Source organism: Chitinophaga sp. SVR4-12A (assembly GCF_056754765.1).
Map to the genome: position 1 here is coordinate 1,102,761 of NZ_JBPGWP010000002.1, position 17,388 is coordinate 1,120,148.

The window sequence follows — 17,388 nt, forward strand, 5'->3', positions numbered from 1 at the left end:
TATGCCGCAACGCTTTGTCAACATATGGTTTCCGCACTTAATGACGGACTGGTTTTCCATCCGCCGGCCGGAACTGCGTAATACCGCTTTTGTACTCGCAGCGCCTGATCATGGCCGGATGATCATCACGGCAGCCAATCCCCTTGCGCAATGGCAGGGTATTGCAGCAGGCATGGCCGTGGCAGATGCAAGGGCTGTTCATCCATCTTTACAGGTGATAGACGATATGCCTGCACAAGCAGTAAAGCTCCTGGATGCGCTGGGCAAATGGTGCATCCGTTTTACCCCCCTGACAGCGGTTGACCTGCCCGATGGGCTGATCCTTGATGCCAGCGGCTGTGCGCATCTCTGGGGAGGAGAACAACCCTACCTGGAAGATATTACCACACGATTGAAAAATGCCGGCTATCATGTACGCGCCGCCATGGCAGATACCATTGGCGCTGCATGGGCAGTGGCGCATTCCGTAAAAGAGATCACTACCATCATTCCTGCCGGCGAACAGCGGGCGGCTTTACTGGCCCTGCCACCGGCTGCCTTACGCCTGGAAGCGCCGGTAGTGGAGCGCCTGCTCAAACTGGGCCTTCACCATATCGGCAGTTTTATTGGCATGCAACGTTCTGCCCTGCGGCGGCGTTTTGGTGTTGAGATGCTCTTACGGCTGGACCAGGCCATCGGCATGGAACAGGAAACCATTCAGCCTTTAGTGCCTGTTGAGCCTTACCAGGAACGGCTGCCTTGCCTGGAGCCGATCATCAACCGCAAAGGAATTGAAATAGCCCTGGAACGCCTGTTAAATACACTGTGCCAGCGTTTGCAGCAGGAGGGCAAAGGCATGCGTAGCGCCGTTCTCAAATGTTACCGCATGGATGGTAAAATAGAACAGACAGCTATCGGCACCAACCGTGCTTCGCACCATGTGGATCATCTTTTCAAGCTGTTTGAGCTTACAATAAACGGCATCAGCCCTGATCCGGGTATTGAGCTGTTTGTACTGGAAGCGCCCAAAGTAGAGGATGTAACAAGCTCGCAGGAAGCGCTATGGCGGGATGCCGGTGTAATGGAAGATGCAGGCCTGGCTGAATTGCTGGACCGCCTGGCGGCAAAGGCAGCCAAAGATGGCATTCGCCGTTATGTGCCCGACGAACATCACTGGCCCGAACGTTCTATCAAGCTGGCAGCTTCGCTTGGAGAAAGACCGGCCATACCCTGGCGTACAGACAGGCCCCGGCCCATCCGTCTCTTAGCACAACCGGAGCCGGTATTTGTTTCTGCACCTATACCTGATTATCCGCCCATGCTGTTCCGCTATAAGGGAGTGGTGCATGAGATAAAGAAGGCAGACGGGCCCGAGCGCATTGAACGTGAATGGTGGCTGGAGGAAGGAGAGCACCGCGACTATTATTCCGTAGAAGACCAGGAAGGCCGGCGTTACTGGCTTTTCCGCTCAGGCCATTATGATGCTGATAAATCAAATGCATGGTTCATCCATGGTTTTTTTTCATGAAAGCAAGAACAGAAATATTGAAATATACAGAACTGCAGGTCACTTCCAATTTCACCTTCCTGCGGGGCGCCTCACACCCGGAAGAGCTGGTAGAACAGGCCGCGATCTACGGATATACTGCTATTGCGATTACAGACCGTAATACGCTTGCCGGTATTGTACGCGCGCATGTTACCGCTAAGGAGAAAGGCATTCGTTTTATTCCCGCCTGCCGGCTGGACCTGCTGGATGGCCCCAGCCTGCTGGCATATCCTACCGATAAAGCAGCCTATGGACGGCTTTCTGCATTGCTTACCAAAGGTAATTTCCGTACCGAGAAAGGTAAATGCGATCTGTATAAAGCAGATGTTTTTGAGCATGCGAAAGGAATGAAATTTATTGTAGTGCCGCCTGCTGCATTAAATGAAAAGTTTGAGTTTGACAAGGCTTTTATCCAGTCCTTGAAAACATACCGCGAAGCTTTGGGCGCTCAGCTTTACCTGGGCGCCATCCGTTCTTACCAGGGAGATGATCTGAAAAAGCTGCATCGCCTTTTTCAGCTTTCCGAACGTTATGATGTTCCCATGGTAGCCACCAATGATGTACATTACCATTACCCGGATCGGCGGCAGTTGCAGGATGTATTGACCTGCATCCGGGAGAAATGCACTGTTTATAACGCAGGTTACCGTTTGCATGAGAATGCAGAAAGGTACCTGAAGCAGGAAGAAGAGATGTGCCGCCTGTTCCGCAATTATCCTGATGCGATCCGCCGCACACAGGAAATAGCGGATGCCTGTCAGTTCTCCCTGGATACACTGCAGTATGTGTATCCGAAAGAAGTAGTGCCGGAAGGCCGCACACCGCAGGAGGAGCTGCGATTCCTGGTGTATAAGGGAGCAAATGAAATGTTTGGTAATGTGATCCCCGCAAAGACACATGCCAACATTGAAAAGGAGCTACAGTTTATTGAAGAACGAAACTATGCATCTTATTTTCTCACCGTTTACGATATTGTACGTTTTGCCAGAAGCCAGGATATCCTGTGCCAGGGCCGTGGATCCGCGGCTAATTCCACGGTTTGTTATTGCCTCGGCATCACCTCTGTTAACCCGGAAAAATTTGACTTATTATTTGAACGTTTTCTCTCCGCTGCGCGTAACGAACCGCCGGATATCGATGTGGATTTTGAGCATGAACGCCGGGAAGAAGTAATGCAGTACATCTATAATAAATACGGCCGTGACAGGGCTGCTATTGTAGCCACTGTGACCGAATTGCATCAGAAAGGAGCCGTACGTGATGTAGGGAAAGCCATGGGGCTTTCCATCGATACGCTCAACCTCCTTGCAGGAGCAGGCTGGCATTATAGGGATGATGGTATAGATGTAAAACGTATCATTGAACAGGGATTAGATCCTACAGATCCGCACCTCAGTAAGGTGATAGCGCTTACAGAACAGTTCATGGGCTTTCCACGTCAGCTGGGACAGCATACAGGCGGCTTTGTGATCACGGAAGGCAAGCTGACAGATCTCTGTCCTATATTGAACGCCCGTATGGAAGATCGCACCTGTATTGAATGGAACAAAGATGATATTGAGGCATTGGGATTTCTGAAGATAGATGTGCTGGCCTTAGGTATGCTGACCTGTATACGGAAGGCTTTCAATTTATTGAAAGCGCATCACCATAAGGATTACACGCTGGCCAATATACCCCAAGATGATCCCGCCGTATATGAAATGATCAGCCATGCAGATACCATCGGTGTATTCCAGATAGAAAGCCGTGCACAGCAGGCTATGCTACCACGCTTAAGGCCAAAGGTGTTTTATGACCTGGTAATAGAAGTGGCCATTGTACGGCCCGGGCCTATCCAGGGAGATATGGTGCATCCTTATTTGCGCCGGCGAAATGGCCAGGAACCTGTTGAATATCCTTCCGATGAGTTAGAAAAGATATTACATAAAACACTAGGTGTTCCCTTATTCCAGGAACAAGCCATGAGGATTGCCATGGTAGCCGGAAATTTTACCCCCACGGAAGCAGATGCGCTCCGGCGTAGTATGGCCACTTTTAAAGCAAAAGGTTTGGTCTCGAATTTCGAAGAGAAGCTGGTGCAGGGTATGATTAAAAAAGGTTATTCTCCCGAATACGCCAATCGTATTTTCAAACAGCTGGAAGGCTTCGGCAGCTACGGCTTCCCCGAAAGCCATGCCGTAAGCTTTGCCTTACTCGTCTATGTATCTTCCTACATCAAATGCTATTACCCGGATGTATTTGCCTGCGCATTGTTAAACAGTATGCCCATGGGTTTCTACCAGCCGGCGCAGATCGTGATAGACGCGCAAAAGCATGGGGTAGAAGTGAGGCCGGTAGATGTAAATCTTTCCGGTTGGGATAATTCGATTGAAAACAAGGAAAGCAAGCCTTATGCAGTCCGCCTGGGTTTTCGCCAGGTAAAGGGCCTGCGGGAAGATGATATGCAGGCACTGGTTGCCGCCAGGGGAAACGGCTATACTAATGTTCACGCTTTGCGCGATGCCGGTGTACCGCAAACTGCTATCGAGAAACTGGCGGATGCGGATGCTTTCCGGTCAATGGGACTGGACAGGCGGCGTGCATTATGGGAAGTATCTGCCTTGCACGACCGTCCTATAGGGGTATTCACAGGCCTGCCTTCAGAGAGCGCCGTTGAAGCGCCTGCAGCACTGCCGGAGATGCGTTTGTCTGAGCATGTAGTACATGATTATGCAGCTACTTCTTTGTCCCTGAAAGCTCACCCGGTGAGCTTTGTTCGCGAGAAGCTGGAACTGTTGCATGTGATACCCATCAAAGAGCTGGACAATCTGAGCGACGGCGCACTGGTAAAGGTTGCCGGACTGGTACTGGTACGCCAGCGGCCGGGCACTGCCAACAACATCCTTTTTATTACTATTGAAGATGAAACCGGCACTGCCAACCTGGTAGTGTTTGAAAAGTTATTCGATCAATTCAGGAAAGAGATATTGCCTGCGAGATTGTTGATGGTAGAAGGCAAGCTGCAAAAGGAAGGAGAGGTGGTCCATGTGATCCTCAGCAGCTGTAATGATGCATCGAAGTTATTACGTGGGTTGACGGCTTCTGCAACAGAAGAGGGAAAAGAAGCCAACATAGAAATGCTCTTCCCTGATGGCAGGAATTTCAGGTAAGCTGCAGCCTCACCATCGCCCTGCTTTTTCCATTTTGCTGCACAATACTAAACCCGTTATCGGTAAAAGCCGATAATATCCCCACCCACAGAAAAGGCGCCGGCACCTTATCATCATACGGTATCGCCGGATAGGCTTCCAGCACTTTGATCTTGCGCTTCCGGGCATAGGCCACCGCTGCTGCTATTAAGCGCTTTGAAAGACCCTTCCTGCGGTATTCCTTCTTAACAAAAAAACAGGTAATAGACCACACCGGCTGATCATCTATCCTTTTAAAGCTCCGGCTGTTCTCGATCTTGATATAATCTTCCCTGGGCGCCAGGGCAATCCATCCAACAGGTATCTTATGCAAAGTAGCTATCAGGCCCGTGTGTTTACCTGCACGCACCAAACCTCTCATCAGATCTTTATTGCCATCAAATTTATTGGCTGCAAACGCTTTCGTTGGTAACCGGAACACCATGCACCAACATCCTCCACAACCTCCTTTTTCACCCATCAGGGATTCAAACTGCTCCCAATTAGCCGGCACCAGCGGGTTTAATTCCAGATCAAATTTATTCATGAGCGCAAGCTAATCATCTTCCCTTAAGGGCCCTTAAGAAATCCTGCTTTTTTATCTGTCGCGCCAGCTAAGAGCTAATAGCCAACTGCTAAAAGCTAAAGAAGCCCCCCGTCAACCATCGGAGGGCTCCACAACATCACGTCTTCAAGGCTAAGGGATCAATAGTTTACTATTGATAGCAATGTTACCGATCACATATTTTACTACATACATTCCTTTTGGCAAACGGCTGAGGTCCAGTGTGGTTTGCGATTGCAGCCGTTCTGTATGCACCATCTTACCCTGCAGGTCAAACACCTGTAAGGCGCCACCGCCCTGCAGCCCGGAGAGCGTTACTTTAGCTTGTCCTGCAGTAGCGGGGTTAGGCGAGATCAGTAATGCAGCTTTTTCTGCCGATGGCAGTTTTTCGCCGGATATAAACAGGCCTGTTTCCTTCGCCGCAGTAGTGCTGGCGCCGGAGAGGATCAGGGTACCAAAGGCACTGGTATTCGTATAGTTATTAAGGTTGCCATACCATACTGCTTGTCCGTCGCGTGCGCCGCCGTTATCATCATCATCATAACCCACATCGAAACCAATAGCCAGATCAGCTGCAGGAGTAAGGCCCAGCTGCGACCAGGGAATGCTTATTTCTACACTGTAACCGCCGGGGATGGCAGCCCAGGCGTGCTGTACGCCGCTAACTGCTACTTTGGTAAAAAGGCCGCTGCTGTTATAGGTCTTAATGAACTGGTTATCTTTGCCATCATACACCGACAGCTTGTTATTGTTGGCGTCAATGTATATTTCCACTGCATCATTATCCCAGGCGTCGGGAGAATCGTTGTACAGGGAAGCGTCGAGTACTTTAACGCCGATGTACAGGTTGTTATTGTCCCATAATGCACCAAATGTGGCCGTGTTATTTGTCGTGTTGACAGTATTCTTAGCAATAGACCTGCTCAGGTTCCAGGCACTTTCGCTCAGGCTGCCATTAACAGTAACGGTGCTGTTTATACGCAAGGCATATACTTTACCCGCAGAATCAACCGGTGGGTCAGGCGGATTATTATTACCGCTGCAGCTGGTAAGATAAACGGTGCCGAACAAGCGCGGATCAGACCAGGCCATACTCGTGGTGGCAAAGGAGGCGATCTGTGCGTCGCGGGTACCGTTGTTGTCATCGTCATCCACCTGCACATCCAGTCCGATGGCTTTACCCAGGGCAGGAGTAGTACCCAGTGTAGACCAGGGAATGGCAACTTCCAGGTTATAACCGCTGCTGGTGGCGTATTCACGGAAATTGATGCCTGCGGTACGGTTTACAGAGTTCCCGCCTACCTGCACCGTATTATCGTTCCAGCGGAAACCCAGCTGGAAATCATTCACACCATCATAGGATGCGCCTTTATTGTTGTCCGCATCCACAAAGAGCTCGATCACATCGTCTTCCCACCAGCTGCTGCCGGAGTCATTGATGCGCGTAGCATCGTTCACCTCCACCAGCAGGTACAGGTTGGTGTTATCATACAATGCGCGCCATTTGCCGGAATAATCTCCCGGCATACCGCCCAGTGTTACATTGCTGATACTCTTTGCCGGCGCTACACTCCAGGCTGCGTCTATGGTCTGGTCTATCACCGGGGCTGCGCCGGATACCTGCGCGATCACGGGCGAAGTGCAAGGCGGGTTATCATTATCCGCAATGGTGATCACTGCGCTGGTATCGCCGCCGCGGTTATAACCGCTGCCGGGATTTAAAGTAAGCCGCAGGTTTTCCGGGCCTTCAAAGCTGGCATCATCAACAGGTGTAATGGTTATAGCAGCGGACTGGCTGGAAGGGCTCAGCGTAACGGAACCAGTGAGCGCCGGACTGGCAGTATAGTCATTCGCACTGGCGCTACCGCTAAGGGTGTAGCCTACAGTAACAGGCTGCGTAATACCCTGTGTGCTGATGGTGAACATACCGGTGTTGCCACCTTCCGCTGCAGCGGCATCTGTAGCAATGACATTCACACCTGGTACAATGAGAGATCTTACGCGTAGCCGTAAACGATCCGCTTTGTGTGGTTGCGGTGATCGTGGCAGTGCCTAATCCTGCAGCGGTCGCTTTACCGTTGGCATCCACAGTCACGGCAGCAGTATTAGAGCTGGACCAGCTGATGTTCTTATTGGTAGCATCTACCGGTTGTATCGCCGCTCGCAGTGTAACAGATTGTCCCATGGCCAGGGTAGTATCTGCCGCAGGCGAAATAATGCTGACACCTGTAACGGGGATATTGGCATTCTGTATGATCAGCTGGAAATTGGTGTTACGGTTGATGTAAGTGCCGGATTCCGCGTTGGTGACAGTCAGGTTGTTAAAGGTGGCTGTCTGCGAATTAGCCTGGCAGTAGATGCCGAAACCGCCATATACATCAGCGGGTACGTCACGGGTAATGGGATCCAGGCCGGTGCCATCAATAATAGTGTTATTGAAGACCAGGTCATGGATGTTGTTGCCAAACAGCTGCACGGCATCGCGCTGCGAGCGCAGGATGGAATTATTATCAAACTGCAAATTGAAAATACCGGTGTTGGCGTAGAGCTCAACCGCGCCCCGCTTCTGGTTCCAGAGATCATAGCTGGTGCCGCAACCATTGATGGTGTTTTCATACACACGGATCACATCGCCGGGATATTCAAAAGTGAAGCCGCCAAAATCATTCGTAAAGCGGATACCGGATCCACCTACGCCGTCCTTGATCAGGTTGTGGTGCACTTCATGACCAGTACCGCCGAAGATGCCGATACCGCCGGCCCGCCAGGTGTTCTCAATGGTGTTGTTACGGAAGATGTTATTCCGGCAGGTCTGGTTATTGCCCGCAGCATTGGCAGGCCAGATGGCTAATGCATCATCGCCGTTGTTGCGCAGGCTGCACTGTTCTACCACAGAACCGGAAGTGCCCTGGCAGAAATTGACGCCGTCTGCATAGTTGTTGCGGATACGGCATTTGGAGATCACCATATTGGTGGTGATGTCTATGGGATAGGGAGGATCGTAGCCGCCCAGCCAGAAGCCGCATTCAAAATGCTCTACCCACATATCGTGCACATAGGAATTGGCGCCATAGGTGCCCATAAAGCCTTTGTAGATCTTGTACTTTTCTGCAGGCACGCGTGGATTGGGCTCATCATATTTCAGCCGGTCGTTATTGGCCGTGTTCATGGAGAAGTGGGAGATCTCCACGTTACTGGCCCGCCCCATGATGCCGCCATAGAACTGCCGGTCGGTAGAAAAATAAACTTCCGTATACCACACGCCGGCGCCCTGGATCTTCATATTGGTCACATTTAACGACAGCTTATCGCTCAACAGGAAGCGGCCCTGCGGAATGTATACATGTTTGCCCTGTGCAGCTGCAGCGGCGATACACTGGTTGAAGGCTGCGAAATCATCTGTCTGGTCATCCGGCGTAGCGCCGTAACTGGTCACCGACAGATAATTGGCGGGCTGGGATAATGCAGCTGGTATGGGCTCCAGCTCTACGAAATCTATCCCATAGGTAAGGGAACTGTTGTCTTTCTGCAGGCGGATCTTACTCCCCGCTGCTGCCGCATTATCCAGCCGGAAGTGGATCTCGTCGAAGCGCATAAAGGTTTTAGTGCCCGGCGTTTGCTGGGGATCTTCCCCGTTAAAGTACTGGTAGGCCCAGTAAGAGGAAAGAGTGACGGTCTTTACCAGCACATCATTCACATAAACGCTCAGCGGGCCTGATTGTCCGCTGCCGCTGCTGTTATCCGGCAGCGTAAAGCGAACGGTCACGCCCTGTGCGGCCTGCGTGAGTACCCATTCTACCGAGGCGCCGTTGCTGCCCAGGCTGACGTACTTTTGATCGGATGCTTCCGAGGCAATGTCGGACTGAATGAACTGGGGCGATTGCTGCAGACTGGCGCCGCTGCCCAGGGTAGCTGCTTCTGCTTCGTAGCGTATATAAGGCAGTTGAGTAACGCCGCGTGGCAGGCCATCGCTTTGTGCATGTACGGATAGGGTGGCGCCTGCTCCCAACAGGAGAAGGGCGAACACGTGGAATAAAGGTGTTTTCATAACATTTATTTGTTGGTTTGGATGGAGATATGGAAGATGGATATCGGCGGTATACAAAGAAAGAACGAGGGCAGGGAGCTGGCAATTTTTATAGGGAAAGTATAAGAAAAACGAGAGGGGAGCGGTGGGATGGATGATTTAAAATATTAATAGTCAATGGGCTGTAAATGTATGAGGATTTTTTGTATATAATGGCGGTTTATTTCAGTAGCCAGTTTGCCGCGGGATTGAAAGCTTTAATGGATGGCTTCTGTCCTTCCATACCGGCAAATTCCTTTTGCAGTTCAGCGATCAGCCGGGAGATGGTTAAGGTGCCCGGAGCGCTGGCATTGAATATTTTAAGAAAAGAACGGGTGAACAGGCCATTATCTTCTCCTTCTTTGGCAGCTTGTTCCCCGCGGGACGCCGTCAGCACCACCGAACCGTTCTGGTTGTAGTCAGGAAAAGCTTCCGTGATCAATTTAAAGGCCTCATAGTCTATATGGGCAAAGCGGCCTGCCGGTGTAAAGCTGGAGAAGCCGCTTACAAAATTGAATGGCAGGTCTTTGTATATATCAGGTTCTCCGCCGTCTTTCTTCGTTTTATCTGCTGCATAATTATCCGCCTGCGCAAAAGGAGAGGCACTGGTATACTCAAAATAAGATTGCCCCGCATGGCATGCATCGATCATGATGAGGCGATTACGGGCCGGAATGCCTTCAAAAAGGCCTTCTATATCATCATAGGTGAGTGTAGTGCTGGTATCCGGATGGTTGAAGTCCGTATAATATCCTGCAAAATTCCAGGTAAGCTTGTCGCTGGACAACAGGCCATGCCCGCTCAGCATCAGTATCACTTTGTCGTTAATACCCGTTTGCATGAGCTTTTGTTTGATACCTGCTAATTGCTGCCTGAAAGGCAGGCGGGTATTGATCAGCGTATCTGTAACGACGAATCCTTTGGTTTGTGAAAGGAATGTGGTGATCACGTCGCGGATATCCTCGGCGCTGGCATGGAGCATTTTTGTAGTATCCCGGTATTCAGACATGCCGATGCCGATAAAGTAAATATGGCTGGGCGCTTGTTTGTCAGGGGCATAGTAGCAAAGATAACTCGCCCTTTTGCTCCATACATTGCTTTTGTTCATTACTTCGAGCTGTACCATATTCCTGCCTTCAGCCAACTGTATGTCCAGCTCCTGTTCGTTCTGCTGCAGCGTGAGGGGTTTGCCCGAGATCCCATAGATCGGTACTCCATTCATCCATACATTGTATTTTTTGATAGCATGCAAACTGTCGGCTGCCCTGATCTTTAGTTTCAGGATATTAGTGGATGTATAAAGCTTCTTCATGCCGCTACTGCTCAGAATGTACACCTGTGGCCGGCTTGTTGCGTCAATGGCTGTTTTGTTCAGTTTGGACTGCCGGAGTTTTACTACCCGGTCATAAAGAAAGCCGGTCTTTTCATCCTTGTTGTTCATGGCAGAAAGCAGAAGATCGGGCCGGTTAAGCAACATGTCGCTGGTAGAGGGGCTTTCGTTATTGATGTTATACAACTCAGCAAAATGACCGCTGGTGTCTTCAAAGTGTACCTTTTGTTCATCAAAGTCTGCGGTGAACAGCAGCTTGCCGGAAAACAGGTTATATACACTATAGATCTTGTCCTGCCCGGACGTCAATGTTGTGAGCAACTGTCTGTCGTAATCAATTTTGTTGAGGAGCCCTTCAAAATTGTAGTTGTTGAGTTTATGTACGGCATCCCCTTCAATGTTAAAAAAGTAGATCTGCCGGTCAGTTGCAAGGGTGACCAGTTTTTCTTTTTTGTCTATCCTGCATGCCTCACCGTTTAAGAACGGCGAATAGATCAGGGTCGAGAAAAGGGGACAGTCAATAATGTTTTTGTTTGCGGAAGGCTTGTGCTGTAAAATATACTGAATGAGCGGTTGTAGCTGTTTACTAAGATCATTGTCACCATAATTTGCAATGTTAGCATCCATCACTCTTTTTCGTTCACTTACATCATATGCGACCACCCGCTGCCGGTTGCGGTGCCGGAATACGAAAACTGCCAGGCCCAGGTCTTCATAAAATTCGTAGGCATCTCCGAGCATATTGACTTTCAGATCTCCTTCTCCTATCTGCAGGGTATCAAGCAAGGATATACGTCCGTTTTGATAGCTGTAGGAAAACAACTTTAGTGTAGTGCTGCGCTCCACGGTAGACCATACAGGATCGGTTTTTACTGCTTCCTGCATATCCCAGAAGATACTGATGGAGTCGCTTTCCCTGGTCTTCCTCCAGATATCATCATATCCATTCCTGGTATAGTGATATAGCCTGCTGACCGTATTATGCTCCATATTCCAGGCAAGACTGAGGGAGATGCGCTTATTATCGTAGGTCTTAATATAAACATCCGGGTAGTTGATTGATCGGAATGAAATTTCCTCGATGTTGTGTTGTGCATCACCTGCTTTTATTCCAAATCTCCGCATGACTGTATCCTGCAAAATATCTGTCTGTATTTCATGTACATGTCCTTTTAGTGCAAGAAAAGCCTTGTTTGTGTTACAGTTCCTCCATCCGCTGTCTATTCGTTCGTCATCGAGTGAGAAATGTAGTTCAGACAGTTCTTCTTTCTGATCTGGTTTATCCTTGCAGGCCAGTCTGTCTTTAAATCTGAATTTTATTGCCGGTATCGCAATGTTGAAGGGTGATTCCCGTATCAGCTCGTAGGATTCGAAGCTGTCAAGTGTTTTTGATGTTTCGTGTGAACCATCGCGCAGCGCAGGGGCGAGATTTAACAGGGTAGCTGTACCTTCTTTAAAATTCACAAGAAGATTGCCAACAACGGCTATATTATTCTTTCTTGTAAAGGTATTTCCTGTAAAGTCTTCCAGCGCTATCCGTTCTGTTTCCTTTTTGTAGGCAGTCAGCGAATCGCCATTAAAACCATAGACTTCCAAGGGGTAATTTCCGCTATAGCCGGAGTTGCCGCAGCTATATCCCTGCCTGATATTGTCCATATTCAATCCGCCAAGCGCTGCAACCAGGGAATCTACCTGGCGCCCTATGCTTTTCCCGCTGAATACGTGCCGGTCTGATTTTCGTGTGGCTGTGTTGAATACATTCAATTGCACATCTCCATCATTTCTATTGAGTTTAAAAGGCCAGCCCCATCCGCCGTAAGAAAGTGTGATAATATGCATGCCGCCATTCGTCAGGTAATACTCGGCATCTCCTCCATTAAGGGGCTCGGGCCTGCCACCGAATATAGCGTCATCCCAGGTCGTTAATTCACTGGTGTATTTCTTTTTCCAGCCATTGTTATAGTAGCCGAACTGTATGATCTCGCATTTGGTACCAGTCTTTTCCGGTTCATGCCCCAGTATTACATATGCCGTCTTTCTATCATCATCTACCAGGCAGTAAGATCTGTATGCCTTTCTGAACGCTTTTGTGATGGCTTCTGAAAGGTCTTTTACCGGCTGCAGCGTGTTGACGTCCATCACATACATCGTTTTCTCTTCGTCATAGAACCGCTTTCCCGCTTCCACCATCAGCAAGTTCCTGAAGATCCTGAATGCCGAGATCTCTTTATTTCCATCAACCGGCAGGGGATAGGTGGATACAGTTAATTTTCCATTGCTTATGCTAAGCTGGTAAGGTAGCCGTGTTTTTGTCAGAGAGCTGGCTGGCCCGCCCGGTTCGTAATAAAGGAGTAATTTGTCTGATGCATTATTAAATTTGGCGCCGGCCAGCTCGTATGGGCTTTTTGATGAGATAGTAATTACCGGTTCTTCGTGGTACAGGTCATATACGAAGAGAAAATTCCTGCTCTCTTCCTTCAGGTTGTCAAGATAACCGGGCCGGCTTTCCCGTTCTTCGCTCATCAGCACATAGCGCTCGTCTTCACTGATATCCCAGAGTGTAGCATCCGCATGCGGCAGCACCTTCTCATGCGTAAGCACAAAATTGATCTGCGCGGCTGTAAAGAGCGGCTGTAGTATCCCTATCAGTAATAAGCATAATCTCATCATCGTCAGGTTATTGGCAGATCCGGTACACAAGGTTGTGCACCTGGATCTGATCGGGGTTATATAAGTGCTGCTGGCCATTCCTGTTCAGGAACAAAGTATTTACCAGTGACTCTATATCGTTGAAGCTGTGTTGCACAAGACCGCGGCTTTTGGTGTTAACCGGATCAAAGAGCACTTCCCGCAGATCTATGGGATTTTCGCTGGCAACGAGGGTGAACTGGCCATCCAGGCTGCCTACCTTTACTTCGCCGATCAGGATGTCTGACTGTTCTCCGGCGCTTAGTTTACATTCCCCGTCATTGATCTGGAAATTTACAGGCACCAGCTGCTTGATGAATTCGTCTTCCATCTGCAGCAGGCAGTAAAACGTGGATCTCTTCAATTGCTCCGGATGCACATAGAGGTAGAGTTGATCACCTCTTCTCAGTAAACTCATTTGCCGCTCGGTGAGCGTATCCTTTTGACGGATCACCTTTAAGGTGATACCGTTTGCAGCTGTTGATCTTATCTGCCGGATAAACCGGCTGATCTGCAATTTCAGGATGGCAGCCTGGATATCTGTTACAGGAAACAGGGCTTTCCCATCCTTATTCCTTCTCAGGAACAGACCTTTCCCATCCACGTAAGAAAAGGTATAGCCGTTTTGTGTGTCTTTGTTGATCTTGGCGAAACTGGCATTTTTAACGATGCTGCTAATATCGTTATATAACTTTTTCGGCAGATTTTTATCAATAGCAAGGAAAAGGGTATCCTCGAAGTTATAATAAGCTATTTTAACGTCCATCTCCCATAGTTTCTCCCGATCAGGTGCCACAACGCCTGCATCCAGCTGCACCCAGGCCGTACTGCTTTGTACCTGCGATACTTTTCCCTTCCATACCTGCTGCTCTCCAGTGCTGATCTCTACTACAGATCCGTTGGTAAGGCCCTGGTACAATCCTTTGTTGATCTCAAGCAAAGGCGTCACCGGGTAGCCGTCATCCACATTGATCACCCTCGTAGGTTCCCGGTAGGGATAAACGGAGTCCGTAAATACTCCCAGGCGCAGGTAATCTGCATAATCCGCATATACATTGACTGTCTGCTCGGAAACGGAATAGTTCAGCTCATTCTTCCGCTGTTGCAGGTAAAATTGGTAGAAAAGGTCTGCATAGCAGCCCGATTGAAATTTGTTGAGGGTGGTAAGGAAACGCTGTGTATAGTTGGATGCGGTGGCTGTTTCGTTAGAGGCGCGGGAAGACGAAAATACGATCAGCGGCGCTTTTGGTACGGCGGGTTCGCCTTTTTCGCTCAGAAAAGCCGCCTGCCACTCCCGGCTATAGTCACGGAATGGCAATTCGTGCCCATTTTTATTGATGGTGGCAGAGTGACAGCATTCTACTACCATAAACACCTGGCCGCTTGTACCTGCTCTTTCCCGGAGGTCTGTCAATAAGAGGTCCAGCTCATCATCCAGCAACAAAATATTGGAATGGTCCGCCTTGGCATCTTTAAGCGAAGCGTCGTGGCAAACAAATGCTTCGTCGTAATGGTCTTTTTCGTCGCCGTTCAGATCTTTAACCTGCTCGCCGTGTCCTGTCATGTATATGAATACATGATCTCCTTCATTAAGGGGCAATTTCCGGAATGCCTCCTTCACCGCGGCTGGTGATACCGCATTATTGCGAAGTATCTTTGTTTGGAAATGAAAGGGGCTTTGGTTTACATAACTGATCACGCTGTCTATATTCGTTGCCAGCTGTGATGGCGAGGACAGCACTTTATAGCTATCCACACCTATGATCAGCGCATGATTGGTAAACTTTTGCGCAAATAAGGGGACCGAAAGGAACAATAGTATCCAGGTCCAGCTTATTGTCCGCGTAACCATTTCGGATAATCTTTTTCGAGGATGATGTTCAGATCTACCTTGTTAGAGATACCGTCTACCTGTCCACTTTCAGAGAATTGCCAGCCAATGGACCTGTTCTTCAGTGTATAGTTGAATTCTTCTTTATCGAAATCGTAAGAAATGCCCAGGTAAGGATTTTTAGCGCCGGGGTACATCTGGCGGTCGCCGAATTCCGGGGTATGGGGATAGCGCGCTATCCACACATACCGGTTGTCGTAGTATCCTTTAAGATAGGTATTATAAAAGCTTTCAAAAGTATAGATGATCAGATCTGTTTTCAGTTCTTTTTCTACGATGTCTACGAAGGCTTTTGTAGCCTCACGTACTTCTGCCGGTGTAAATTGTTTTTCCACTACGGCGTAGGTGGGATGTACTTCAATATCCAGTATGGGTTTAACAGGGATATTCCTGTTCTTGTACGCTTCCACAAATTTATGGGCCTGGTCTTTTGCATGCTGAACAAAATCCTGGCGCCGGGTTTTGTTCAATACAAAATTGTGATAGAAGCCTACTGTGTAGCCATTGCTGGTGGCGGCTTTATAATGTTCTTCCAGCTTTGGATCGAAGTTATTGTTATAGCCGAGTGTAGAACGAATGAACACGAAGCGTATTGGAGCGTTCACCGTATCCTTCTTCACCTTTGTCCAGTTGATAGGTACACCGGATTGGTGGCTGGCAATATCCATTCCCAGGCGTGCATTTTTGAGCAGTCCGTTCATAGATGCCATACGCTCCAGGATCTTATAAGCATCGGTGGGCAGGAAATTCGTGAAAATATAATCGCTGAGATCATTATAGGCAGAGGCCGGAATATGAAAAGGCGGTTGGTCTTTTTTCTTGAAGAATAACTGCTTATTGACTTTGTTTTTGTAGATATAAACATTTTTTTCCAGGAAAATCGTATCCTTTTTAATGTTTTCGGGGCCTAAGAGGGCATAATACAAAAACGTCTGCGCATCTTTATCACAGCAATCTTTTTTACCTGTTGTGTCTCCCGCTTCCTGGCCTGCCGCCAAATGTCCCTTCAAAACAATGAAAAGGCAAACTATTATGCCTGGGGTTGCTCTTAGCTTCATGGTATAGAATATATTTTGGCTGAAATGATATGCAAACAAAAATAAATCATTTTGAATATAAAAAACATTATTTTTATCCAGTGTATAACATGAATCCCTTTTACCTGGCTAACTAACGACCCCTAAATGGAGAGAACACCACGCATTATTATCATCGTTGTACTGGCCGTTACTATTTTGAATGTTATCCTGATCTGGATGGGAAAAAGCCAGCTGAAGGAGATCCAAAAGAATATAGAATTATCACAGCGCCAGATTGAAGCCGCCATGAAGGAGGTTGCTGCGGCAAAGAACGGGATTGACAGTGTAAGGTCAGACCTTAACGTCTTCAGAAATACAGTTCAGAACACGCAAACCCGTGTGGCTACCATCAACACAAAGAAGGAGCAGGAAGAAGCAGGCGTGCAAAAGCGGATAGATGCTGAGTGGGAAAAGTTAAAGCATAAACTGGATTCCCTTGAAACACTCCGGAAGAAAACACGACCTGTAATAGAAATAGTTCCCTGACCATCATGAAATATATGCATATACTGAGGACAATATCTTGCACCATCATGTTTTTGTCCGGCTTTGCCGCTTCAGCACAACAAGCCGCAAAGATCTACAGCGACAGTACCGGGCTCCGCGTTTATACGCTGAAGCGTAACGATCACGCCGTTATCTTGTATGATACGGCCTATCTACTCAATAAGCGCACTTTTGCCCTTTACCGTCAGTCTTACGAAAGCCCGGGATTAGACTCTAATTCCGGTGAAGAGATCGTGCTTTCTTTTATGTCTATTATTCACCAGAAAGACAGCTTGCTGAACATCAGGCAAAATTATTATCAGCAGCTCAAAGCGGAATTTGATTCGCTTGTTAGCAGCAACCTTAAATTCCTGGATCAAACAGATAACAGGTTAAAAGATGCTTCCGGGCGTTTGGAGAAAGTTACAGCGAGCCTTGAGAATACAAAGAAATTGCTGGACGAAACCCAGGAACAGCTGAAGAAAGAAGCGCGCAGAAGGAATGCCAATGCATTGAAGTTCGGTTTAGGCGGAGTTGCGCTGGGCCTCGTCACCGGCTTACTCATTGCCAAATAAGAATTAATTT

Annotated in this window: 10 protein-coding genes; 4 read left to right on the forward strand and 6 right to left on the reverse strand. The window is 48.5% G+C overall.

Annotation, left to right across the window (positions count from 1 at the left end):
- Position 1: 1 nt before the first annotated feature.
- Complete coding sequence (locus ACR9Y8_RS30795) at positions 2-1,507, forward strand: Y-family DNA polymerase (RefSeq protein ID WP_481217145.1); 1,506 nt, start codon at positions 2-4, stop codon at positions 1,505-1,507.
- The gene (locus tag ACR9Y8_RS30800; RefSeq protein ID WP_481217146.1) at positions 1,504-4,680 is read left to right on the forward strand and encodes an error-prone DNA polymerase; all 3,177 of its coding nucleotides are present in this window, start codon (positions 1,504-1,506) and stop codon (positions 4,678-4,680) included. The genes ACR9Y8_RS30795 and ACR9Y8_RS30800 overlap by 4 nt, the downstream gene beginning before the upstream one ends.
- On the opposite strand, the gene ACR9Y8_RS30805 is transcribed toward ACR9Y8_RS30800, so the two are convergent.
- The 6 genes from ACR9Y8_RS30805 to ACR9Y8_RS30830 all read right to left on the reverse strand — a co-directional run bounded on the left by ACR9Y8_RS30805 (position 4,673) and on the right by ACR9Y8_RS30830 (position 16,296).
- Positions 4,673-5,245 carry a GNAT family N-acetyltransferase gene (locus tag ACR9Y8_RS30805; RefSeq protein WP_481217147.1) on the reverse strand — a complete coding sequence of 191 codons (573 nt, stop codon included), beginning with the start codon at positions 5,243-5,245 and terminating at the stop codon, positions 4,673-4,675. The genes ACR9Y8_RS30800 and ACR9Y8_RS30805 overlap by 8 nt on opposite strands.
- 150 nt (positions 5,246-5,395) lie before the next feature.
- The gene (locus ACR9Y8_RS30810) at positions 5,396-7,240 is read right to left on the reverse strand and encodes a sugar-binding protein (protein ID WP_481217148.1); all 1,845 of its coding nucleotides are present in this window, start codon (positions 7,238-7,240) and stop codon (positions 5,396-5,398) included.
- Positions 7,131-9,311, reverse strand: coding sequence for a glycosyl hydrolase family 28-related protein (locus tag ACR9Y8_RS30815; RefSeq protein WP_481217149.1), 2,181 nt, complete (start codon positions 9,309-9,311; stop codon positions 7,131-7,133). The genes ACR9Y8_RS30810 and ACR9Y8_RS30815 overlap by 110 nt, the downstream gene beginning before the upstream one ends.
- A gap of 199 nt (positions 9,312-9,510) precedes the next feature.
- On the reverse strand, positions 9,511-13,329 hold the full coding sequence (locus ACR9Y8_RS30820; RefSeq protein WP_481217150.1) for a caspase family protein: 3,819 nt from the start codon (positions 13,327-13,329) through the stop codon (positions 9,511-9,513).
- 7 nt (positions 13,330-13,336) lie between these two features.
- Complete coding sequence (locus ACR9Y8_RS30825) at positions 13,337-15,199, reverse strand: caspase family protein (protein WP_481217151.1); 1,863 nt, start codon at positions 15,197-15,199, stop codon at positions 13,337-13,339.
- A complete protein-coding gene (locus ACR9Y8_RS30830) occupies positions 15,181-16,296 on the reverse strand; it encodes a glycoside hydrolase family 25 protein (RefSeq protein WP_481217152.1) in 1,116 nt (371 codons plus the stop codon). The genes ACR9Y8_RS30825 and ACR9Y8_RS30830 overlap by 19 nt, the downstream gene beginning before the upstream one ends.
- Before the next feature lie 126 nt (positions 16,297-16,422).
- On the opposite strand from ACR9Y8_RS30830, the gene ACR9Y8_RS30835 reads away from it, so the two are divergent.
- Positions 16,423-16,803, forward strand: a complete 381-nt coding sequence (locus ACR9Y8_RS30835) for a hypothetical protein (RefSeq protein WP_481217153.1) — start codon at positions 16,423-16,425, stop codon at positions 16,801-16,803.
- A gap of 47 nt (positions 16,804-16,850) precedes the next feature.
- Positions 16,851-17,378, forward strand: coding sequence for a hypothetical protein (locus tag ACR9Y8_RS30840; protein ID WP_481217154.1), 528 nt, complete (start codon positions 16,851-16,853; stop codon positions 17,376-17,378).
- Positions 17,379-17,388: the final 10 nt, after the last annotated feature.